At 60.3% G+C, this 21,555-nt stretch carries 18 protein-coding genes; 12 read left to right on the top strand and 6 right to left on the bottom strand.

Annotated elements, in window-relative coordinates:
* Positions 1-95: 95 nt before the first annotated feature.
* The 5 genes from AS026_RS25735 (at position 96) to AS026_RS25715 (ending at position 6,739) form a co-directional block, all read left to right on the top strand.
* On the top strand, positions 96-1,643 hold the full coding sequence (locus AS026_RS25735; protein WP_062372654.1) for an amino acid permease: 1,548 nt from the start codon (positions 96-98) through the stop codon (positions 1,641-1,643).
* Positions 1,644-1,791: 148 nt separating this feature from the next.
* Complete coding sequence (locus AS026_RS25730) at positions 1,792-3,159, top strand: glutamine synthetase family protein (RefSeq protein ID WP_025659345.1); 1,368 nt, start codon at positions 1,792-1,794, stop codon at positions 3,157-3,159.
* A gap of 102 nt (positions 3,160-3,261) precedes the next feature.
* Positions 3,262-4,647 carry an aldehyde dehydrogenase family protein gene (locus AS026_RS25725; protein WP_062372881.1) on the top strand — a complete coding sequence of 462 codons (1,386 nt, stop codon included), beginning with the start codon at positions 3,262-3,264 and terminating at the stop codon, positions 4,645-4,647.
* Entirely contained in the window at positions 4,644-5,795 is a 1,152-nt protein-coding gene (locus AS026_RS25720; RefSeq protein ID WP_062372651.1) for an iron-containing alcohol dehydrogenase, read from the top strand. Before AS026_RS25725 ends, AS026_RS25720 begins: the two co-directional genes overlap by 4 nt.
* Before the next feature lie 230 nt (positions 5,796-6,025).
* Positions 6,026-6,739, top strand: coding sequence for a ParA family protein (locus AS026_RS25715; RefSeq protein WP_018858289.1), 714 nt, complete (start codon positions 6,026-6,028; stop codon positions 6,737-6,739).
* Between the two features lie 72 nt (positions 6,740-6,811).
* Here the strand turns inward: AS026_RS25715 and AS026_RS25710 are convergent, their stop codons facing one another.
* Positions 6,812-8,164, bottom strand: a complete 1,353-nt coding sequence (locus tag AS026_RS25710; protein WP_062372648.1) for a L,D-transpeptidase family protein — start codon at positions 8,162-8,164, stop codon at positions 6,812-6,814.
* 232 nt (positions 8,165-8,396) lie between these two features.
* Here AS026_RS25710 and AS026_RS25705 point away from each other — a divergent pair, with 232 nt between their 5' ends.
* From AS026_RS25705 to AS026_RS25695, 3 genes are all read left to right on the top strand, one after another.
* Complete coding sequence (locus tag AS026_RS25705; protein WP_025659349.1) at positions 8,397-9,236, top strand: DUF4432 family protein; 840 nt, start codon at positions 8,397-8,399, stop codon at positions 9,234-9,236.
* Between the two features lie 69 nt (positions 9,237-9,305).
* Entirely contained in the window at positions 9,306-9,644 is a 339-nt protein-coding gene (locus tag AS026_RS25700) for a protein tyrosine phosphatase family protein (RefSeq protein WP_018858292.1), read from the top strand.
* A 72-nt stretch (positions 9,645-9,716) separates the two neighbouring features.
* On the top strand, positions 9,717-10,061 hold the full coding sequence (locus AS026_RS25695) for a RidA family protein (protein ID WP_018858293.1): 345 nt from the start codon (positions 9,717-9,719) through the stop codon (positions 10,059-10,061).
* 41 nt (positions 10,062-10,102) lie between these two features.
* Here the strand turns inward: AS026_RS25695 and AS026_RS25690 are convergent, their stop codons facing one another.
* The 4 genes from AS026_RS25690 to AS026_RS25675 are packed head-to-tail and all read right to left on the bottom strand — an operon-like array spanning position 10,103 to position 14,881.
* The gene (locus AS026_RS25690) at positions 10,103-11,761 is read right to left on the bottom strand and encodes a thiamine pyrophosphate-binding protein (protein ID WP_025659351.1); all 1,659 of its coding nucleotides are present in this window, start codon (positions 11,759-11,761) and stop codon (positions 10,103-10,105) included.
* A complete protein-coding gene (gene caiB, locus AS026_RS25685) occupies positions 11,758-12,960 on the bottom strand; it encodes a succinate--glutarate CoA-transferase (protein ID WP_025659352.1) in 1,203 nt (400 codons plus the stop codon). The genes AS026_RS25690 and caiB overlap by 4 nt, the downstream gene beginning before the upstream one ends.
* Before the next feature lie 18 nt (positions 12,961-12,978).
* A complete protein-coding gene (locus AS026_RS25680; protein ID WP_025659353.1) occupies positions 12,979-13,935 on the bottom strand; it encodes a DMT family transporter in 957 nt (318 codons plus the stop codon).
* A 16-nt stretch (positions 13,936-13,951) separates the two neighbouring features.
* Positions 13,952-14,881 (bottom strand): alpha/beta hydrolase, encoded by a 930-nt coding sequence (locus AS026_RS25675; protein WP_025659354.1) that lies wholly within the window; start codon positions 14,879-14,881, stop codon positions 13,952-13,954.
* A 158-nt stretch (positions 14,882-15,039) separates the two neighbouring features.
* Between AS026_RS25675 and AS026_RS25670 the strand changes: the two genes are divergently transcribed.
* The 4 genes from AS026_RS25670 (at position 15,040) to metF (ending at position 19,735) form a co-directional block, all read left to right on the top strand.
* Positions 15,040-15,774, top strand: coding sequence for a ribonuclease T2 family protein (locus tag AS026_RS25670; RefSeq protein ID WP_062372879.1), 735 nt, complete (start codon positions 15,040-15,042; stop codon positions 15,772-15,774).
* Between the two features lie 218 nt (positions 15,775-15,992).
* Positions 15,993-17,642 (top strand): energy-dependent translational throttle protein EttA, encoded by a 1,650-nt coding sequence (ettA, locus tag AS026_RS25665; protein WP_025659356.1) that lies wholly within the window; start codon positions 15,993-15,995, stop codon positions 17,640-17,642.
* Positions 17,643-17,808: 166 nt separating this feature from the next.
* A complete protein-coding gene (locus tag AS026_RS25660) occupies positions 17,809-18,831 on the top strand; it encodes an ArsR/SmtB family transcription factor (protein ID WP_062372645.1) in 1,023 nt (340 codons plus the stop codon).
* A 4-nt stretch (positions 18,832-18,835) separates the two neighbouring features.
* A complete protein-coding gene (gene metF, locus AS026_RS25655; protein WP_025659358.1) occupies positions 18,836-19,735 on the top strand; it encodes a methylenetetrahydrofolate reductase [NAD(P)H] in 900 nt (299 codons plus the stop codon).
* Between the two features lie 511 nt (positions 19,736-20,246).
* On the opposite strand, the gene AS026_RS25650 is transcribed toward metF, so the two are convergent.
* The gene (locus AS026_RS25650; protein ID WP_025659359.1) at positions 20,247-21,479 is read right to left on the bottom strand and encodes a lytic murein transglycosylase; all 1,233 of its coding nucleotides are present in this window, start codon (positions 21,477-21,479) and stop codon (positions 20,247-20,249) included.
* Between the last annotated feature and the right edge of the window lie 76 nt (positions 21,480-21,555).

The following is a 21,555-nucleotide window of genomic DNA, read 5'->3' as shown; positions in this document are numbered from 1 at the left end:
TAACTGCGATCCGCCCGTAGGCGAAAACGTCGCGGGCACTTTGGCACTGGATGATCACTCGCAATCCCGCGGCTGATCGCTAACAGGGGGAAGTCATGTCCGACTACACGGATCACGACAAGAAGCAGGACACGCATATCCTGCACTCCATGGGCTATGCCCAGGAGTTGGAGCGGAGATTGAGCGCGTTCTCGAATTTTGCCGTCTCGTTCTCTATCATCTGCATTCTTTCCGGCGGCATCAACTCGCTGGCGCAAGCAACGTCCGGCGCCGGCGGTGCGGCAATCGGCATCGGCTGGCCGGTTGGTTGCTTCGTTTCGCTGGTGTTCGCCGTCGCGATGGCGCAGATCAGCTCGGCCTATCCGACCGCCGGTGGCCTCTACCACTGGGGTTCGATCCTCGGCAACCGCTTCACCGGCTGGCTGACCGCCTGGTTCAACCTGCTCGGCCTCGTCACCGTTCTCGGCGCGATCAATGTCGGTACCTATTATTTCTTCATGGGTTCCCTGGGGACGAGCTACTTCGGCCTGACAGACACGACGACTGTTCGGATCGTTTTCCTGGTCGTCATCACCGGCGCACAGGCGCTCGTGAACCACATGGGTATCGGCCTGACGGCGAAGCTCACGGACTTTTCCGGTTATCTCATTTTCGCGACGGCGATCGCGCTCGCAGTGGTGTGCCTGTTGGCGGCTCCGTCCTACGAGTTCAGCCGCCTTTTCACCTTTGCCAACTATTCCGGAGAAACCGGTGGCAACGTGTGGCCGGAGACTTCGGGCGCTTGGGTATTCCTGCTCGGCCTTCTGCTGCCGATTTACACGATCACCGGCTATGACGCTTCGGCCCATACGTCGGAAGAGACGGTCAAGGCTGCTCATTCCGTTCCGCGCGGCATGGTCTCCTCCGTTCTGTGGTCTGCGCTTTTCGGCTACATCATGCTTTGCGCTTTCGTGCTGATGCTGCCGAACATGGAAGAGGCGGCCAAGCAGGGCTGGAACGTGTTCTTCTGGGCGATGGACAGCCAAGTCAATATCATCGTCAAGGATGTGCTCTACTTTGCCATCTTCGTCAGCCAGTGGCTGTGCGGCCTTGCGACTGTCACTTCGGTTTCGCGCATGATCTTCGCCTTCTCGCGCGACGGCGGTCTGCCTGCCTCCAAGGCGCTCGCCAAGGTCAGCCCGAAGTTCCGCACGCCGGTCGCGGCCATCTGGACTGGCTCGATCCTCGCGGTCCTGTTCGTCTGGGGCTCGTCGCTCGTTTCGATCGGCGAAACGCCGGTTTACACGATCGTCGTGTCGTGCACGGTCATCTTCCTGTTCTTCTCTTTCGCGATCCCGATCACGCTCGGCCTCCTCGCCTGGGGTACGTCGAAGTGGGACAAGATGGGTCCGTGGAACCTCGGCGAAGGCATGTTCAAGCTGTTCGCGATCCTCTCGATCCTGGCGATGGTGTTGATCTTCGTCCTCGGCATCCAGCCGCCGAATGATTGGGCTCTCTACATCACCGTCGGCTTCCTCGTGCTGACTGCGATTATATGGTTCGGCTTTGAAAACCGCCGCTTCAAGGGCCCGCCGATCGGTGAGGAAGTTGCGCGCCGTCAGGCGGAGATTGCGGCTGCCGAAAAGGCGGTCGGCGAACGCTGAGGCTTCGACTTCCTTCTCAAACCGCGGGGCCGCAATGGCGGCCCCGTTTCACGGCTCAACGAAAATGCATCAGATGCGGCACACCCGTTTCACGGCATGCGCTTTCGTTGTCCCGATTTTTTCAGTTCAAGGTTCAGGCGGATTCAATATGAGCATCTATACTCTCGACGATCTCAAGCAGGATGTTGCCGACGGGCGCATCGACACGGTTCTGGCATGCCAGGTGGACATGCAGGGCCGCTTGATGGGCAAGCGTTTCCAGGCCGAATACTTCCTCGAGAGCGCATGGAAGGAAACGCACAGCTGCAACTATCTCGTCGCCACCGACATGGAGATGGAAACGGTCTCCGGTTACAAGGCGACGAGTTGGGAAAAGGGTTATGGCGACTACACGATGAAGCCAGACCTTTCGACGCTGCGGCGCATTCCATGGCTTGAAGGCACGGCGCTCGTGCTGTGCGATCTGCTCGACCACCACACGCACGAAGAGGTGCCGCATTCGCCGCGCGCGATCCTGAAGAAGCAGGTCAAGCGCCTGGAAGACATGGGCATGAAGGCCTTTATGGCCTCGGAGCTCGAATTTTTCCTATTTGACCAGACCTACGACTCTGCGCACGCGGCCGGTTATCGCAACCTGAAGCTCGCAAGCGCTTATAACGAGGACTACCACATCTTCCAGACGAGCAAGGAAGAAGAGGTCATGCGGGCAATCCGAACGGGGCTTCAGGGGGCCGGCATTCCCGTCGAGAACTCGAAGGGCGAAGCATCCGCCGGGCAGGAGGAAATCAATGTCCGGTACGCCGATGCGCTGACGATGGCCGACCGCCATGCCATCATCAAGAACGGCTGCAAGGAGATCGCCTGGTCGAAGGGCAAGGCAATCACCTTCCTTGCCAAATGGCACTACAATGCCGCCGGTAGCTCGTCGCATATCCATCAGTCGCTCTGGAGCGTGGACGGCAAGACGCCTCTTTTCCATGACGAGAAGGGCAAGTACGGCATGTCGCCACTGATGGAAAACTACATTGCCGGACTGCTCTCGCATGCGAGCGAGATCACGTATTTCCTGGCGCCTTACATCAACTCCTACAAGCGCTTCATGGCCGGCACGTTCGCGCCGACAAAAGCGATCTGGAGCAAGGACAACCGCACGGCCGGTTATCGTCTCTGCGGCGATGACACCAAGGCGATCCGCATCGAGTGCCGTGTTGGTGGGTCTGACCTCAATCCCTATCTCGCCTTCGCGGCACTGCTTGCGGCGGGCATCGATGGCATCGAGAACAAGATGGAACTCGAGGCTCCATTTGTCGGCGACGCCTATGGCGCTCGCCGCGTCCGCGAGATCCCGCGCACGTTGCGCACGGCAACCGTTGCCATGACGAAATCGAAGATGCTGCGCAATGCCTTCGGCGATGATGTCATCGACCACTATACTCGCGCAGCCGAGTGGGAGCAGGAAGAGTACGATCGTCGCGTCACCGATTGGGAAGTGGCGCGCGGTTTCGAAAGAGCATAAAGCGTAGCCAAGCCGGACGGCGTCCTGTCACACGATTTCCATATCTCGGGAGAGTTTGGGACGTCCGCCGGTTTCGGTACGCGAAAACATAGGATGAAGATCATGGGAATGATCCAATGCATTTCACCGGTCGACGGATCGGTTTACGCCGAGCGCCCGGCGCTTTCGCTGGAGGCGGCGAAAGAGGCCGTTGCGCGTGCGCGCAAGGCGCAGAAGGCCTGGGCAAAGCGCCCGCTGGAAGACCGTGTTCAGCTGGTGCTGAAGGGCGTCGCACGGCTCAATGAAATGTCCGACGTCGTCGTGCCCGAGCTTGCCTGGCAGATGGGCCGCCCGATCCGTTATGGCGGCGAATACAAGGGCTTCAACGAGCGCTCCAACTATGTCGCCTCGATCGCTGCCGATGCGTTGGCGCCGCTTGTCGTCGAAGAGAGTGACAAGTTCGAGCGCCGGATCGAGCGCGAGGCGCATGGCGTCGTCTTCGTCGTGGCGCCCTGGAACTACCCCTACATGACGGCGATCAACACGATCGCCCCGGCGCTCATGGCGGGCAATGCGGTTGTTCTGAAGCATGCGTCGCAGACGCTCCTGGTCGGCGAGCGGCTGGTGCAGGCCTTCGCCGAGGCCGGCGTTCCCGAGGATGTCTTCCAGAACGTGTTCCTCGATCACGAGACGACGTCGGCGCTGATTGCTGCTGGTAGCTTCAACTTCGTCAACTTCACCGGTTCGGTCGAAGGCGGGCGCTCGATGGAGCGCGCTGCGGCGGGTACGTTTACCGGGCTTGGCCTGGAGCTCGGCGGCAAGGATCCAGGCTACGTCATGGAAGACGCCGATCTCGATGCGGCGGTCGATACGCTGATGGACGGCGCGACCTACAATTCCGGCCAGTGCTGCTGCGGAATCGAGCGCATCTATGTGCACGAGTCGCTCTATGACAGCTTCGTCGAGAAGTCGGTCGCCTGGGTATCGAACTACAAGCTCGGCAATCCGCTAGATCCGGAAACGTCGCTTGGGCCGATGGCGAACAAACGTTTCGCCAAGGTCGTGCGCGAGCAGATCGCCGATGCCGTCTCCAGGGGTGCCAAGGCGTTGGTCGATCCCAAGCTGTTCCCGCAGGACGATGGCGGCGCCTATCTCGCTCCGCAGATCCTGGTCAACGTCGACCACTCCATGGCCTTCATGCGCGAAGAAACCTTCGGTCCGGCTGTCGGCATCATGAAGGTGAAGAGCGACGACGAGGCAGTGGCCCTGATGAACGATAGCCAGTACGGCCTGACGGCTTCGCTCTGGACGAAGGATCCGGAGCGGGCAGGGCGGCTTGGTCGCGAGATCGAAACCGGCACCGTGTTCATGAACCGCGCAGACTATCTCGATCCGGCGCTCTGCTGGACCGGTGTCAAGGAAACCGGCCGTGGCGGCTCGTTGTCGATCATCGGCTTCCACAATCTGACGCGTCCGAAATCCTACCATCTGAAGAAAGTCATAGCATGAGCAGCAACATCACAGCCAACTGGAGCTATCCGACCGCCTTCAAGTTAGGTCGGGGGCGCATCAAGGAACTGGCGGACGCCTGCAAGAGCCTTGGCATGAATAAGCCGCTGCTGATTACCGATCGCGGCCTCGCGTCCATGGCGATCACCAAGACGGCGCTCGACATTCTGGAAGACGCCGGTCTCGGTCGCGCAATCTTTGCCGATGTCGATCCGAACCCGAACGACAAGAACCTCGACGCCGGCGTCAAGGCGTTCAAGGATGGCGGCCACGACGGCGTGGTTGCCTTCGGCGGGGGTTCCGGCCTTGATCTCGGCAAGTGCGTGGCCTTCATGGCCGGCCAGACGCGCCCCGTCTGGGACTTCGAGGACATCGGTGACTGGTGGACACGCGCCGGCGTCAAAGGCATCGCGCCGATCGTTGCCGTGCCGACGACGGCGGGCACGGGTTCGGAAGTTGGTCGCGCCAGCGTCATCACCAATTCCGAAACCCATGTGAAGAAGATCATCTTCCACCCGAAGTTCCTGCCGGGCGTCGTCATCGCCGATCCGGAACTGACGGTCGGCATGCCGAAGATCATCACGGCCGGCACCGGCATGGATGCCTTCGCGCATTGCCTGGAAGCCTATTCCTCGCCCTTCTACCACCCAATGTCTGCCGGCATCGCGCTGGAGGGCATGCGCCTCGTCAAGGAATTCCTGCCACGCGCCTACAAGGAAGGCACCGACCTCGAAGCCCGGGCGAACATGATGTCGGCGGCCGCAATGGGCGCGGTCGCTTTCCAGAAGGGTCTCGGCGCCATTCATGCGCTGTCGCACCCGATCGGCGCGGTCTACAACACCCACCACGGCATGACGAATGCCGTCGTCATGCCAGCTGTGCTTCGCTTCAACCGTTCGGCGATCGAAGACAAGATCGCGCGTGCGGCGGCCTATCTCGGTATTTCCGGCGGTTTCGACGGATTCTACAACTACGTGCTGCAGCTTCGCGCCGAGCTTGGCGTTCCCGACAGCCTGTCTGCGATGGGGATCAAGCCCGATCGAATCGATGAACTTTCCGCGATGGCGATCGAAGATCCGAGCGCCGGCGGCAATCCGGTCAAGATGACGCTCGAAAACACGAAGGCGCTCTTCAAGGACTGCTTCTGAACTTAGACAAGACGGCGGACCGAACTGGCCCGGAAAGCCTAGGCTTTCCGGGCTTCTTTTATTCGTGGCGTCGTGATTTCGAGGGGATGCAAGAAATGTCAGCCGCAATTTCAGGCGCCGTGTTTAGGAGTTGTTAACCATCATTGTAAAGGATGCGTTAACCGCACGATGTTTCGGAAAGTGCGCGACAGGGCCATAGAGAGGCTCACTTTTCCCTTCGAGGACCGTCCATGCCAGTCATCACTTTCGCAAACACCAAGGGCGGCGCCGGCAAGACCACAGCCGTGCTTCTTCTCGCCACCGAGCTTGCCCAGAAGGGCTATCGGGTGACAATCCTTGACGCAGATCCGCAGCACTGGATCACGAGATGGCATGAAGTATCCGGGCATGTGGCCAACATCTCGGTCATTGATTTCGTGACGTCGGCGTCGTTGCCGCTGCACATATCGGAAAACAAGCACAATACGGACTACTTCATCGTCGATCTGCCCGGTGCGCGTAATCCGCTGCTTGCCACGGCAATCGGCCTCTCCGATCACGTGCTGGTCCCGATCCAGGGATGCGCCATGGACGCTCGCGGCGGCGCGCAGGTTCTCGAACTGCTGCAATATCTTGACGAGAAGGCCGGCATCCGCATTGGGCACTCGGTCGTGTTGACGCGTGTCAACTCGATGGTGACGACACGCGCACTCTCCATCGTCAAGTCGCTGCTGAGCGAGCGCCAAGTGCCGGTGCTGGATACCGCAATCATCGAGCGGTCTGCCTTCCGGGACATATTTGACTGTGGTGGCACGCTGCATTCCCTCGATCCTGCCCGGGTGAGCAACCTCGACAAAGCGCGTGAGAATGCTCGCTGTTTCGCTGAAGAGATCATGGGCAAGGTCCCGGCAAAGCTCCCGGAGCCGGCGCGCAGCACTGGCCCGTTGATCCGCTCAGCCGCCTAGCGGAAAACTGTCTGCTAAACAAAAAATGCGCCCTTTGCGGCGCATTTTTTGTTGGTGGAACGGCAGGATGGATCAGTCGGTGAATTCGACTGTAACGCCCGGCTTGACCATCTTCGCCAGTTCGGTGGCGTCCCAGTTTGTCAGACGGATACAGCCATGGCTCTGGGTCCGACCGATCTTCGATGGCTCTGGCGTTCCATGGATACCGTAAGTCGGCTTGGAGAGCGCCATCCAGACCGTGCCGACCGGGCCGTTCGGACCCGGCGGAATGTTCAGGATCTTGTCGTTGGCGCCCTGCTGGAAATTGATCTTCGGATTGTAGGTGTAGCCCGGATTGAAAGCTACGCGCTCGACGGTGACCGTACCCGAAGGGGAGGGCGTATCGGTCGAGCCAATCGAGGCCGGGTAGGCAGCAATCAGATTGCCGGCGTTGTCATATGCGAAGACCTGCTTTCGGCCCTTGTCGGCAATGATGCGTGCGACCGATCCAGCTTTCACTTCGCCAGGATTGACGACCTTGATGACCGTTCCGGGGACCGTGAAATCGACGCCCGGATTGATTTCCTTCAGGAAGCCTTCGTCCATGTGGAAGCGCTCGGCGAGCATTTCCGTCGTCGAGGTGTAGCCGAGCGACGACATGGCGGCCTTGTGCGCGTAGTCCTCGGGGATCTCCGCGACATAGGGGCCGGCGGCATCCGCAGGCGTGATCGTGTAACTCACCAGCGGCAGGCCGCCGGTCATGCGAAGCTGCTCGAGGATGGCGTCCGTATTGTTCGGGTCGAGAGTCTCGCCCGTCATCTGCTGGTAGGCATAGATCGCTTTGGTCACGTTCGCGCCCATGTGGCCATCGATCGCACCTGGGGACACGCCGGCGCGGTCGAGGAAGACCTGAAGGGCGACGATCTCGGACTTCGACTTGTTCTTGAGCGTGATCACCGGCTCCTGAGGCGGCTTCGGCTGCGCCATCTCCGGCATTTGCTGGTCCGGCTCGATGGAAGCGTAGTTTTCGCCGCCTTGCGGGTAAGGCTGCTCGTCCAGGGGCTGTCGGTCGATCGCAGCGTCACGCGGGATCGAGCCGGTGACGGCGCCGCGTTCGGAATAGCTCGAATCGCCGTAGGGATCGTCGCCGTAGTAGGCGTCGTTATTGTAGGCATCACGCACGGGCGGGCGCGGGTAGTAACCGCGGGCGCGCATTTCGGTCGCAATCACATTGCCATAGGGATCGACCAGTACGCGGTTGCCCCTACGGTCGCGCGCGTAGGCGGCGCCGGATGGTACGTAGTCGAGGATATCGCCGTTCGGCGCCACGAAGACAATGTCGCCCTGGCGTCCGTTGTAAAACTGCTGCGCATCGGCAGAAGGCGCGACAGCGATGGCGAGCACGGCAGCTGCGGCAGACAATCCCGATCTTACAAAGCGATTCACGTCTTCATATCCTTCAGTGACTTGGCCGACACACACCTGCGAATTTTGACGCTAGTGTGGAATTTATGAAATCGTACTGAACAAAAGATAAATATTTGGTGATTTCTCCTTTGCTCATAAACCTTTGGGGTGAACTGCCGGTTCCCTGAAGCGGCATAGCAGTCGTGATTGACGAATGCCGCTGCGAGACATATCGCTGCATCAGTCGCCAGAACCGGGAGGAAGTTGGACAATGATCGAGTTTGCCGCCGCAACAGGGCCGAAGCTGATGCTGGACGAGACGTCGCAGATGGATATCGGCGGCTGTATCGTCAACGGCGTCGACATCGCTCCCAAGAAGGCGGTTCCCGATGACGGCGACACGCGCATCTCGCATTCTGTCGAAGGCTTTCTCTTTACCTGCGGACCGGACCATATCCGGCACCGCGAGCCGATTCCGGGTCGCGCAGACGGCAAGGTCTATCCTTTGCATGGATCGGGCCCTGGTCATGCAGCCAGGGTCCTCTGGACGAAATTCGAGAATGGGAATGCCGAGTGCCGGGCGGATATCGATATCGTAACGGTCGAAGGCTTGCCTGCTCGAATTGAACGCCATTGGTTCGTCAACGGTCAGACAGGCGAGGTCAGTCTTAAAGACAAGGTCGTCAACACCAGCGACAAGGTCGTGCCGACTTTTCTGATGTACCATATGAATATTGGCGGCAAGTGGTTCGATGCCGGCACGCGTCTCGAAGGCAAGATGCTCGAGGGTGACGGCTTTCCCTGGAATTTCGGCGAAGAGCCGGGTGGTATCTTCTGCGTTGAAGCGCCTCCAACGGACAGCGGTTTTGCCGAGGTGCGCCTTGGCCCGATTGCCGCGATCGGCGGCAAGGTCCTCCGAGTGCGGATCCTTGCCGAGACGTTGCCGCACCTGCAGGTCTGGCGCAATCAGAAGGCACCTGCCGACGTCCTCGGCATCGAGCCGGTGTCGCATCGCTGGGTATCTCGCTCCGAGCTGGAAGCAGCGGGTGAGTTCATCATGCTGAAGCCCGGCGAGAGCCGAAATTATGCGCTCAGCTTTGCCTTCGTGTGAGTGATCTGCGGTTGACGCTTGGCATGGGGCGGCGTAGTCATTCAGCCCATGATTTCAGGAGGATTAGCGATGGACATTCGCCAAATCGACGACGAATATTCGGTTTCCGGGCAGATTTCGGTCGAGGATCTCGATCAGATCAAGGCCATGGGCTTCAAATCGATCGTTTGCAATCGCCCGGACGGCGAAAGCCCGGATCAGACGCCTTATGCCCTGGTCGAAGCGCGCGCAAAGGAACTCGGCCTCGATATCGCACACGTGCCGGTCGGCCCGATGGGCGTCAACGAAGAGGCGATTGCCGGGATGGTCGATGCCCTTGATGAATTCCCGCGTCCGATGCTCGGCTATTGCCGCTCCGGTGCCCGTTCGACTGCGATCTATCAGAAGACGCAGCACATCCGCGCATAATACAATCCGTGACCCGAGTCCGACGTCGCTTCTTTCCAGCGGCGTCTTTCATTTCATCAATAGGAGACAATCATGAGCATTAAGCGCATCGACGTTGGCGCCCGCATGAGCGGCGCGGTCGTCCACGGCAACACGGTCTACCTCGCAGGTCAGGTCGGCGAAGGCGAAAGCGTCACCGAACAGTGCAAGTCGGCACTGGCTGAAGTCGATCGTCTGCTCGCTGCGGCCGGTTCGAACAAGTCGAAGATCCTGCAGACGCTGATCTATCTCTCCGACATGTCCTACTTTGCCGAAATGAACGCTGCCTGGGAAGCCTGGGTCGATCCGGCCAACACGCCGGCTCGCGCTACCAGCGAAGCCAAGCTTGCTGCACCGAAGTACAAGGTCGAGTTCACGGTTACCGCCGCCCTCGACTAAGTCACGACGGTGTTGTAATCCCGAAGGCCGGTGGGTTTTACTCACCGGCTTTTTGTTTGGGCGATTTCCGAAAGGGTACGTGTCGGCGTAATGGCTTCCGGATCAAGCCTCACCTCGATGATCGAGGGCTTGCCGCTTGCCCGTGCGCGTTCGAAGGCGCCGGCGAAGCTTTCCGTCGTCTCGACGGTTTCCCCGTGGCCGCCGTAAGCGCGCGCAAGCGAAGCAAAGTCCGGGTTGGTCAGGTCGGTGCCGCTGACGCGGCCGGGATATTCCCGCTCCTGATGCATGCGGATGGTGCCGTAGATGCCGTTGTTGATGACGATCGCGATGATCGGCAGGCCGTAGCGCACGGCAGTCGCAAACTCCTGGCCGTGCATCAGGAAGCAGCCGTCTCCGGCGAAGCAGATGACCTCGCGTTCGGGAAAGAGCTGCTTGGCAGCGACAGCGGCCGGCAGGCCGTAGCCCATGGAGCCTGATGTCGGGGCTGCCTGGGTGTTGAACTGGCGGAAGCGATGGAAACGGTGGAGCCAGGTGGCATAGTTTCCAGCGCCGTTGGTGAAGATCGCATCGGGGCGTGTGTTTTCTTCGATCCACTCCATGATCGGTCCCATGTGGACCGGTCCCGGACCGCTCTGCGGCGGTGTCGACCAGGCGATGTAGGCTTGGTGCATCCGTTCGGTGCGCTCTGCCCATCTGAGTTCGCTTGGCGCCTCGAGATCAGCAAGATCCGCCACGAAGTCACTCGGGCTCGCGCAGATTGCGAGGTCGGGGCGATAGACGCGGCCGAGCTCTGAAGGATCGGGATGAATGTGGACTAGCGATTGCTGTGGGTAGGGGATGTCGATCAGCGTATAGCCGGAGGAGGGCATTTCCGACATCCGGCCGCCGAGCAGGATCAGCAGGTCGCTCTCCTTGATTTCCTTCGCCAGCGCGGGGTTGACGCCGATACCAACATCACCGGCATAATTCGGTTGTAGATGATCAAACAGCATCTGCCGGCGGAAGGAGCATCCGACCGGGAGCGCGAAGCGTTCCGAGAAGGCTTTCAGGTCGGCGACCGCATCCGCATCCCAGCGCGTGCCGCCGACGATGACCATCGGTCGCTCCGCCTTCAGCAGACGAAGATAGAAGTCGTCAATCTGGCCGCGGCCGGGATGGGCTTCGACGCGCGAATAGCGTTTTGCGCGGGGCGCCTCCACCTCGTCACGCAGCATGTCCTCAGGTAGTGACAACACAACGGGGCCGGGACGGCCGGATGTTGCGATCGCAAAGGCGCGGGTGACGAACTCCGGAATGCGAGCCGCGTCGTCGATCTCGCCGACCCACTTGCTGAATTCGGTAAGGGCGCGGCGATACTCAACCTCCTGGAAAGCCTCCCGCTCGCGGGCATCGCGCTGGACCTGCCCGATGAAGAGGATCATCGGGATGGAATCCTGCCTGGCAATGTGCAAACCCGCCGTGGCATTGGTGGAGCCTGGGCCGCGGGTGACCATGCAGATGCCGGGCTCGCCGGTGAGCCTACCCCAGGCATCAGCCATCATGGCTGCGCCGCCTTCCTGTCGGCAGACCACCACGTCGATGTCGCTGTCATAAAGCGCATCGAGAACGGCAAGGAAACTCTCGCCGGGTACGCAGGAGAGGCGTTTCACCCCATTTGCTTTCAGGGCCTCGACGATCAGTTCCCCGCCGGTCTTCTTCATGATGCTCTTTTCCCCTCCAGTTCGGCGAGTTCCGCCAGAACTTCCTCCTGATGCTCTCCCAGCCTCGGGCTCGGCCGCTCGTAGCGCAAAGGCGTTTGCGACAGCACGACCGGCGTCCTCACACCAGGAATGACGGTACCCTTTGCGTCGGCGAGATCTACCCGCAACCCACGCGCCTGGATTTGCGGATCCTCAAACATTTCTTCGATTGTATTGATCGCACCGGCCGGAACCGCGTCCGCCGCACAAGCTTTCAACAGGTCGGCTTTCTGCCATTTCAGCGTTTCGGTGGAAACCAGCTTGCGTACCTCGTCGCGGTTCGCGACGCGCGCCTTGTTCGTGGAATAGCGTGCATCGTCGGCAATGCCCTGGAGGCCGAGGATCGCGCAGAGGCGGCGGAACTGGCCGTCATTGCCCACTGCGAGGATCAGATAGCCATCGGCGGCGGGGACGACTTCATAGGGCGAGATATTCGGATGGGCGTTCCCGAGCCGGGTCGGGGCTCGGCCAGAAACGAGATAATTCATGTTCTGGTTGGCTAGCACGGCGGATTGTACGTCGAGCAGCGCCATATCGACCAGCTGCCCTTCGCCGGTCTTCTGCGCGTGGATGAGGGCGGCCTCGATGGCTGCGACGGCATAAATGCCGGTAAAGACGTCGGCGATCGCGACGCCCGCTTTCATCGGCTGTCCGTCCGGCTCGCCGGTGATCGACATAAAGCCGGACATGCCCTGAACGATATAGTCGTAACCTGCCAGGCTGGCATAGGGACCGTTCTGGCCGAAGCCGGTGATCGAGCAGTAGACAAGCTTCGGATTGATCTTTTTCAGGCTCTCATAATCGAGACCGTATTTCACAAGGCCGCCGAGCTTGAAGTTCTCGATGACGACGTCGGCCGTGGCGATAAGGCGGCGGACGAGGGCCTGATCCTCCTGGCGCTTCAGATCGGCAGTGATCGAACGCTTGCCGCGGTTGGCACCGTGGTAATAGGCCGCGGAAAGGTTTTCGCCGTCGGCACCTTCGACAAAGGGGGGCCCCCAATGCCGCGTGTCGTCGCCTCCATCGGGGTTTTCGACCTTAATCACGTCGGCACCGAGATCGGCCAGCATCTGGCCCGCCCATGGCCCGGCAAGCACTCGCGCAAGCTCGATGACGCGTATGCCTGATAGCGGCGGTTTTTGGAGCTGATTGTCTGTCATGTTCCTCCCACGATCAGATCAGGGCGCCAGGGCCGATTGAGGTGTATCGGATACGGGCTTCGATGCAAAGCGGCGCTCGCGCCAGATGATGTACAAGCCCGATGCGATAATGATCAGGATACCGACCCACTTGAGCGCATCCGGAAAGTCATCGAATACAAGCCAGGCGAAAAAGGTCGCCGACACGATCTCGAAATACTGCAGCGGTGCCAAAATGGAGGCAGGTGCTGCACGATAGGCATAGACGCCGAAGATGCCGGCAATGGCTGCCGTGACGCCGACGCCGACCAGATAGAAGTAGCCCCGGCCATCCGGCATCACTGCGTCAAAGATGTCGGAGCCTGTGCCGCTGCCGAAGGCAAGCAGGATCGCGCAGAACAGCAGACCCCAGATGCCCATCTGAAGCTGCATCGCCCACGGATCTTCTCGGTGCGAAAGCACGCGGGTCATCAAGGCGAAGATGGCGATGCAGAAAGCGCTGACGACGGGCAGAAGCGCGACGTAGCCGACCTCTTGAAAGCTCGGCTGGATAATCAGCATCGCGCCGAAAAAGCCGACTCCGCAGGCGATGTAGCGGCGCCAGCCGATCGTCTCCTTGAGGAAGATGCTGCTCAGGATCGTCAATATGATCGGCTCGACGAAGAAAATCGCGATGGCGTCAGCAACCGGCATGTACTTCAGCGTCGTAACAAAGGAGACCATGGAAATGGTAATGATGGCGCCTCGGATGGCGTGAAAGATATTGGCTCGCCAGGAGAACGTCTTCCAGCTTCCGCGCCAGACAACGATCGGCAACATGCAGAGAGCCTGCACGACAAAGCGGGCGGCGGTGATTTCCGCTGCAGGAATCGTAGCGATCGCGAGCTTGGAGAAGATGTCGATGATCGGGGACACCAGCACCGACAGGAACATCAGGAGAATGCCGGTCGAAACCTCCGAAGCGGAGGCGGAACGGGACGAAATACCATTGCTCATCGCGAAACCCTTCAGTTCAGGATCTTGCGATCGCTTCGTCGCACCAGTCGGCGAATGCGGCGATGGCCGCGTCCGCTCCAATTTCATTCAGCGTTTCGTGGCGCATGTCCTGATATATCTGTGTCCTGATACGGGAGAAGCCGTGAGCTTTCAAATGCTTTGACAGCCAGATCACCGCTTCTCCGTTATCTGTTGCTGGATCCTGTCCGCCACCGACAAGGTGGATCGGCGTGTGCTTCGGCAGCCGGTCCAGTTGCGCCTCTTGTGGTGCGCGAAACGTCATCTCGAAAATATCGAGCCAGAGCGACACGGAAGCATCGAAGCCACACAGAGGGTCAGCAATGTATTTGTCGACCTCAACAGGATCGCGGCTTAGCCAGTCGAACTCGGTTCGACGGTTGGCAATGGACTTCCCCCAGGTGCCGAAGGTGAGCTTCGGTAGGATGCCGCTTGGAACATCGGAGCCCTTAAGGGCTCGTTCTGCCAAGAGGATCGCCTGGGCGGCCCGTCCCGATAGGCCCGGGTTGAAATTCGAATTCCAGGCGGCAATGGCGTCATATTTCTCCGGATGGGTGATCGCCGCGTTGAGCGCGATGAGCCCGCCCATTGAGTGCCCGAAGAGGATGACGGGGAGGCCGGGATATTGTTTTACGGCAAGCTCGCGGACAGAGCCGACATCGTCGATAACCTGTCGCATGCCGTTGCGGCGGGAAAAACGCCCGATTGGCGCATCCGGGCCAGTCGTTTCGCCGTGCCCACGGTGATCGAAGGCGAACACATGGTAGCCGCGGGCTGCCATGGCTGCCGCAAAACGTGAGTAACGTCTGGAATGCTCGGCCAGCCCATGAGACACAAGGACAATTCCGCGTGCCTCTGATTGCGCCGGCTCATGATGAAAGGCGAGTGAAGCGTCCGCCGTTTCAAGGCGTTGCGTTTCTGCGAACATCATATCCTCCCGTTGCCGGGAGAAGACCAGATCGGCCGTGAAAAGCAACACGCCCAGATATTTATGCCAAGGGATTTTTCGTACCCTACGGATTGAGGGTTGTGAAAACAAACGCGGCGTGATTTCTTGTTCATGAATTGTTCTTTGTGGGGACGAAGATGAGCAATCCATTTCTGCGCATGGCTGTGGTCTCAATTGCAATTGCAGCCGCCGGCGTTGCGGGAGCCCAGGACGGCGGCGGAAGGACGCGCTTCATTCTGGCGGCCAGCTGGCAACCCGCGTTCTGTGAAACCAACCAGCGCAAGCCGGAATGCCGCAGCCAGACCGGGGAGAGGTTTGATGCGACCAATTTTTCGCTGCACGGCCTCTGGCCGATGCGGAAGGACTATTGCGACGTCTCTGGTACCCTGCGCAGCGCCGACAAGGACGGCGAGTGGGGGAAGCTGCCTGAGGTAGAGCTTTCGGCGGATACCAAGGCGGCCCTCGAGAAGGCGATGCCCGGTACGCAATCCGGCCTGGAGCGGCACGAGTGGATCAAGCACGGCACCTGCACGAAGATGAGCGCTGATGACTATTTCGGCGCGTCGGTCCGGTTGATCAACGAGCTGAACGCCTCGGCAGTCCGCGATCTGTTCGCGACCAATATCGGCAAGTCGCTGACGGCGGACGCGATCAAGGCGGCTTTCGACAGGAGCTTCGGCCCCGGTGCCGGAGATCGGGTCAAGATGAGCTGCCGACGGGCCAGCGGAGGCCGCGTTATCAGCGAACTTACGATCGGGCTTTCGGAGGACGCGACATCGAACGAGCCAGCAAGCCTTCGTGACCTTATCCAGGGGGCAGGGCGGACGTCGTTCGGCTGCAATGAGGGCGTCGTGGACGCTGCAGGGTTCTGAGACTGCCTCTCATTGAAAGCGGGCTTTCGCCTGTTTAGACGCTGGGATCCGCGACGCGTTGATACCCCCAGATCATACGAGGCTGCTGAAGGCGAACTGCCGCGTTCGGTTACGAAGGCTGCAAAAGCCTCTGGTTTTTGGCCGCTGCGCGTTGCTCCTTGGTCCCAATTCGCCTAAATAGCGGCAAAACTCAAATTCCCGCGCGGAGCGAATTATCTATGGCACGTCAGTTCATCTACCATATGGCCGGCCTCAACAAGGCGTACGGCAACAAGAAGGTGTTGGAAAATATCCACCTTTCTTTCTATCCGGATGCCAAGATCGGTATCCTCGGCCCGAACGGTGCTGGTAAGTCGACCGTTCTGCGCATCATGGCAGGCCTCGACAAGGAATATACCGGCGAGGCGTGGCTCGCCGAAGGCGCTACCCTTGGCTACCTCGCGCAGGAGCCGCAGCTCGATGCGTCGAAGACGGTCCTTGAGAACGTCATGGAAGGCGTTGCGCCGAAGAAGGCGATCCTCGATCGCTACAACGAGTTGATGATGAACTATTCCGACGAGACCGCGGAAGAGGGCGCCAAGCTCCAGGACGTCATTGACAGCCAGAATCTCTGGGACCTCGAAAGTCAGGTCGAAATGGCCATGGACGCGCTGCGCTGCCCGCCAGGCGACTCTTCGGTCGAGAAGCTCTCCGGCGGCGAAAAGCGCCGTGTAGCGCTCTGCCGCCTGTTGTTGGCGCAGCCCGACCTGCTGCTGCTCGACGAACCAACCAACCACCTCGACGCCGAGACGATCGCCTGGCTCGAAAAGCACCTGCGCCAATACCCCGGCTCGGTCCTGATGATCACCCACGATCGCTACTTCCTCGACAACGTCACGGGCTGGATCCTCGAACTCGACCGTGGTCGCGGTATCCCCTACGAAGGCAACTACTCCGCCTATCTTCAATCGAAGGCCAAGCGCATGCAGCAGGAGGGCCGCGAAGAGGCCTCCCGCCAGAAGGCGATCAGCCGCGAGCAGGAATGGATGGCCGCCAGCCCGAAGGCCCGCCAGGCAAAGTCCAAGGCGCGTATCCGTGCCTATGACGAGTTGGTCGCGGCGGCAGAGGCCCGTCGCCCCGGCGATGCGCAGATCGTCATCCCGGTCGGCGAGCGTCTTGGCCAGGTGGTCATCGAAGCCGAGAACCTCACCAAGGGCTATGGCGATACGATGCTCATCGAAAACCTCACCTTCAAGCTGCCGCCCGGCGGCATTGTCGGTGTCATCGGTCCGAACGGCGCCGGCAAGACGACGTTGTTCCGCATGATCACCGGCCAAGAGAAGCCCGATAGCGGCGACATCCGGATCGGCGAGACTGTCGATCTCGGCTATGTCGACCAGAGCCGCGATGCGCTCGACGGCAACAAGACCGTCTGGGAGGAAATCTCCGGCGGCAACGACATCATCAAGCTCGGCAAGCACGAAGTGAACAGCCGTGCCTATTGTGGCGCCTTCAACTTCAAGGGCGGCGACCAGCAGCAGAAGGTCGGCACGCTTTCCGGCGGTCAGCGCAACCGCGTTCACCTTGCCAAGATGCTGAAGGCCGGCGGTAACGTCATCCTGCTCGACGAACCGACCAACGACCTTGATACCGAAACACTGGCGGCACTCGAGGATGCGCTCGAAAACTTCGCCGGTTGCGCCGTCATCATCAGCCACGATCGCATGTTCCTCGACCGTCTGGCGACGCACATCCTCGCCTTTGAAGGCGACAGCCATGTCGAGTGGTTCGAAGGCAACTTCGAAGACTACGAAAAGGACAAGATGCGCCGTCTCGGTGTCGATTCGATCAACCCGCATCGAGTGACTTACAAGCGCCTGACGCGCTGATCACCCAAGATCGCGTTGGAGACCTGGAAGCCCCGGTTCGCCGGGGCTTTTTTGCGCGCGTCGATGTCGCGATCCGAGCAGCTAATTTCGTGAACGGAGGGAATTGCGGCTTGCCACGCCCAATCGTTTGACATAAAGATATCTTTATATGTTGATTGGATCGAGTATGGGTGAGCCTATCAGACTTGGATTGGATGCATTGGTGGACGTCCTCAGGGCGGCCGGCGAGCCGACGCGTCTTCGCCTGCTGGCCCTCCTCGCAGCAGGGGACCTGACGGTCACTGATCTTACAGAAATCCTTGGCCAATCCCAACCGCGCATCTCTCGCCACCTCAAGCTGCTTGGCGAAGCGGATCTCATCGACCGTTACCAGGAGGGCGCCTGGGCCTATTTCCGGCTTCGGCAGGATGGCAAGGCGGCCACGTTCGTTCGTAGCCTGCTGGCGCATGCCTCTGAGAACGATGCTGTGATCCTGCGTGACAGCGAAAGGTTGGCGGCGGTCAAGCGCCAGCGGGCCGAGCGGGCACAGGCCTATTTCAGTCGCAACGCCGCCGAGTGGGACGAACTTCGCCGTCTGCATGCCGCCGACGAAGAGGTCGATGCCGCGGTCATTCGGCTGCTCGGCAGCCAGCCGATCGACTCGCTTCTCGACCTCGGCACCGGAACCGGCCGCATCCTTGAACTCCTGTCCGGCCTGTATCGTCGCGCGATCGGCGTGGACGCCAGCCGCGACATGCTGAGCGTGGCGCGTGCAAATCTCGACAAGTCGGGGATCATCAAGGCATCGGTCCGCCACGCCGATATCCTAAATCTGCCGTTCGAGGCGCAGGATTTCGACGTGGTGACGATCCACCAGGTACTGCATTTCTTTGACCAGCCCGAGATCGCGATCGGCGAGGCAGCGCGTATGCTGCGGCCAGGCGGGCGGTTGGTCATCATCGATCTTGCCCCGCATGGGCTGGAGTATCTTCGCGACGAGCATGCGCATGTTCGCCTAGGCTTTTCGCATCAGTCGATGTCCGACTGGCTGCGCAAGGCTGGGCTGGATGTCGAGCAGGTCGTCGATCTTCATCCGGGTCATGAAAGCGGGCAGGGGCTCACCGTCACTGTCTGGCTTGCGCGCGACCCCCGGCGCCTCATGGCCTCCGCAGCGAGCGAAGGCGCCGAACCCATACTTGCCGGGAGATAATCATATGGCTTTGAACAGCGACGCGCGCCGCAAAATCGGCATTTCCTTCGAATTCTTTCCGCCGAAGTCGGAAGAAATGGAAGGTCAGCTGTGGAACACGGTCAGCGAGCTGCAGGACTGGAATCCCGACTTCGTATCGGTGACCTATGGTGCCGGTGGCACTACCAAGGCGCCTACACTGGCGACTGTCTCACGGTTCCTTTCCGAAACCCCGCTCGCCACGGCGTCGCATCTCACCTGCGTCGGCGCGACGAAGGACGAAACGCATAGCGTGATCGACAGCTTCCGCAAGGTTGGCGTGAAGCATTTCGTGGCGCTGCGTGGCGATGCGCCAGGCGGCGTTGGCGCGCCCTATCAGCCGCATCCCGGCGGCTATGCGAATGCGGCGGCATTGGTTGCCGGTCTGCGTGAGATCGGCGATTTCGAGATTTCGGTGTCGGCCTACCCGGAAAAGCATCCGGAAAGCTGCGATACCGCCGCCGACATCGACATGCTGAAGCAGAAGGCGGATAACGGCGCGACCCGCGCGCTGACGCAGTTCTTCTTCGATAACGACAATTTCGAGCGCTACCTGGAAAAGGTGCGGGCTGCGGGCATCAAGATCCCGGTTGTGCCGGGCATCATGCCGATCCAGAACCTGACGCAGCTGAAGCGCTTCGCCGGTGCCTGCGGCACGGTCATCCCTGCATTTCTCGATGAACGCTTTGCAGGCTACGACGACAAGCCGGAAGAAAGAGCCAAGGTTGCCGCTGAGGTTGCCGCCGAACAGATCGAGGATCTGGCTCGCCGCGGGCTGACCGATTTCCACCTGTACACGATGAACCGGGCGCCGCTCGTTTCGGCCGTGCTGACCAATCTCGGCTTCACACGGGAAGGCGCCAGAAAGGCTGGCGCTGCCGCTTAGGCTGCTCCGTCAGTGACGACAAAAAGAAAAGCGCATCTCCTCGTGGGATGCGCTTTTCTGATTCATTGAACTGTTTCGCTACTCAGGAGTCTCGGTACTGTTCGCTTGCCTCGGCGTTCAGATGAAAAGCATTGTCAATACAAATGCAAACGCCGCGCTGACCAAAAGGACATTCAAGGATTGTGTAAGTCCCATGTCTGTCTCCTCGCGTTAACGGTTGCGATAATATGTCGTGATTGTGTCGCTTGCAAAGCGGATTTTATATTGCACTGCGGCGAAAATGTCACATTGCGGCCGTGACGCTTTGTTCAATTCGTTGAAATCGCAAGATAAATCGCCGTGGAAAAATATTCACAGATTTTAACCGACCGTTAAGGTCGGCGATCCGGCCTTCACACTTGCGGCAAGATGAAGGCTTTGCCTGAAGCGCCTGAAACCATGGAACAATCCGCGAAAATGAAAAGGCCGGGCGCGAAACCCGGCCTTAAAGTGCTCGCTTGAGGAAACGTGATCAGAGCGAGTTGAGGAGCGTCGGCGTTGCCCAGCCATCGGCGGGAATGCCGAGACGCTGCTGCTCCTTCTGGATGGCGACGCGCGTGCCCGAACCAAGGATGCCGTCGACCTTGCCGACGTCGTGACCGAGCGTTCCGAGCTTGGTCTGCAGTTCCTTCATCTGGTCGTTGGAAAGTCCCTGTTCGGGCGTGCCCTTGAGATAGGTCTCAGCGCCGGCAAGGCGTGTCGCGAAATAGGCGGCCGAGGTCGTGTAGATGAACGACTTGTTCCATTCGAGATAGATCTGGAAATTCGGATAGGCAATGAAGGTCGGGCCAAGACGACCCTGCGGCAGTATCAGGTCGCCATGCAGGTTGCCGAAGCTCGTGTTGCCATCGCGCGGCTTGACCCCAAGGGCGAACCACTCACCGGCCGTCAGTGGGCCGCCGATACCGGATTTCTCCCAGGGGAGGTTCTCGGGAAGCGTGACTTCCTGGATCCACGGCTGGCCCTTCTGGAAACCGAGATGCTGGATGAACTTGGCCGCCGTCAGAATGGCGTCGGGGCCGCTCTGCTTGAGGCGGACGTGACCATCGCCGTCGCCGTCCATGCCATAGGCGACTATGTCACGAGGCAGCATCTGGACCTGGCCGATCTCGCCGGCCCAGGCACCGGTGTTGGTTGCCGGGTCGAGGTCGCCATGCTGAACCATTTCGATGAGGGCGATCAGCTGCGGACGGAAAAGCTCCGGACGGCGGCAGTCGTGAGCCAGGGTCACGAGGGCGTTGCGGGTGTTGAAGTCGCCCTGTACGGCGCCGAAGTCGGTTTCCATCGCCCAGAAGGCGGTGATAACCCCTGCGGGTACACCAAATTCCTGCTCAGCACGGGCGAAGACATCGGCGTGTTGCTTCATCTTCTGGCGGCCAATGTCGAGGCGGCCCTGGCTGACAGTGCGTTGCGAGAATTCCAGGAAGGTCTGCTTGAATACGCCCTGAGCGCGGTCGCGGCTCAAGACCTTCTGGTCGATCTGTGCGCCTTCCAGAGCCTTGTCCGCAGCTTCGGCCGATGCGCCCGCTGCGATGGCGTCGGCCTTTACGCCGGCCAAGAATTCGCTGAGGTCGCCGTCACATGCTACCGCCGGTGTCTGCGAAGCCGGGGCACTCGGTGCCGGCGTCTGCGCGGCTGCGCCGGTCGCCAGACCGGCAGCGAAAAGGAGTGCAAGTGCCGTGCGGCTTGCGGGCGAGACGTACATAGTTTCGATCCTCGTCATAAAATGGAATTTCCGTCGATTTCCCAAATGATTGTGACGGAAGCAAGAAAGACGAGGC

Source organism: Rhizobium altiplani (assembly GCF_001542405.1).
GTDB lineage: Bacteria > Pseudomonadota > Alphaproteobacteria > Rhizobiales > Rhizobiaceae > Rhizobium > Rhizobium altiplani.
Note: the sequence above shows the minus strand (reverse complement) of the source record. Positions and strands in the feature narration are given on the sequence as shown.

Bases quoted from the DNA above. Each gene is read 5' to 3' on its own strand.
- AS026_RS25735 (WP_062372654.1), top strand. From the start codon at position 96: ATGTCCGACTACACGGATCACGACAAGAAGCAGGACACGCATATCCTG.
- AS026_RS25730 (WP_025659345.1), top strand. From the start codon at position 1,792: ATGAGCATCTATACTCTCGACGATCTCAAGCAGGATGTTGCCGACGGG.
- AS026_RS25725 (WP_062372881.1), top strand. From the start codon at position 3,262: ATGGGAATGATCCAATGCATTTCACCGGTCGACGGATCGGTTTACGCC.
- AS026_RS25720 (WP_062372651.1), top strand. From the start codon at position 4,644: ATGAGCAGCAACATCACAGCCAACTGGAGCTATCCGACCGCCTTCAAG.
- AS026_RS25715 (WP_018858289.1), top strand. From the start codon at position 6,026: ATGCCAGTCATCACTTTCGCAAACACCAAGGGCGGCGCCGGCAAGACC.
- AS026_RS25705 (WP_025659349.1), top strand. From the start codon at position 8,397: ATGATCGAGTTTGCCGCCGCAACAGGGCCGAAGCTGATGCTGGACGAG.
- AS026_RS25700 (WP_018858292.1), top strand. From the start codon at position 9,306: ATGGACATTCGCCAAATCGACGACGAATATTCGGTTTCCGGGCAGATT.
- AS026_RS25695 (WP_018858293.1), top strand. From the start codon at position 9,717: ATGAGCATTAAGCGCATCGACGTTGGCGCCCGCATGAGCGGCGCGGTC.
- AS026_RS25690 (WP_025659351.1), bottom strand. From the start codon at position 11,761: ATGAAGAAGACCGGCGGGGAACTGATCGTCGAGGCCCTGAAAGCAAAT.
- caiB (WP_025659352.1), bottom strand. From the start codon at position 12,960: ATGACAGACAATCAGCTCCAAAAACCGCCGCTATCAGGCATACGCGTC.
- AS026_RS25680 (WP_025659353.1), bottom strand. From the start codon at position 13,935: ATGAGCAATGGTATTTCGTCCCGTTCCGCCTCCGCTTCGGAGGTTTCG.
- AS026_RS25675 (WP_025659354.1), bottom strand. From the start codon at position 14,881: ATGTTCGCAGAAACGCAACGCCTTGAAACGGCGGACGCTTCACTCGCC.
- AS026_RS25670 (WP_062372879.1), top strand. From the start codon at position 15,040: ATGAGCAATCCATTTCTGCGCATGGCTGTGGTCTCAATTGCAATTGCA.
- ettA (WP_025659356.1), top strand. From the start codon at position 15,993: ATGGCACGTCAGTTCATCTACCATATGGCCGGCCTCAACAAGGCGTAC.
- AS026_RS25660 (WP_062372645.1), top strand. From the start codon at position 17,809: ATGGGTGAGCCTATCAGACTTGGATTGGATGCATTGGTGGACGTCCTC.
- metF (WP_025659358.1), top strand. From the start codon at position 18,836: ATGGCTTTGAACAGCGACGCGCGCCGCAAAATCGGCATTTCCTTCGAA.
- AS026_RS25650 (WP_025659359.1), bottom strand. From the start codon at position 21,479: ATGTACGTCTCGCCCGCAAGCCGCACGGCACTTGCACTCCTTTTCGCT.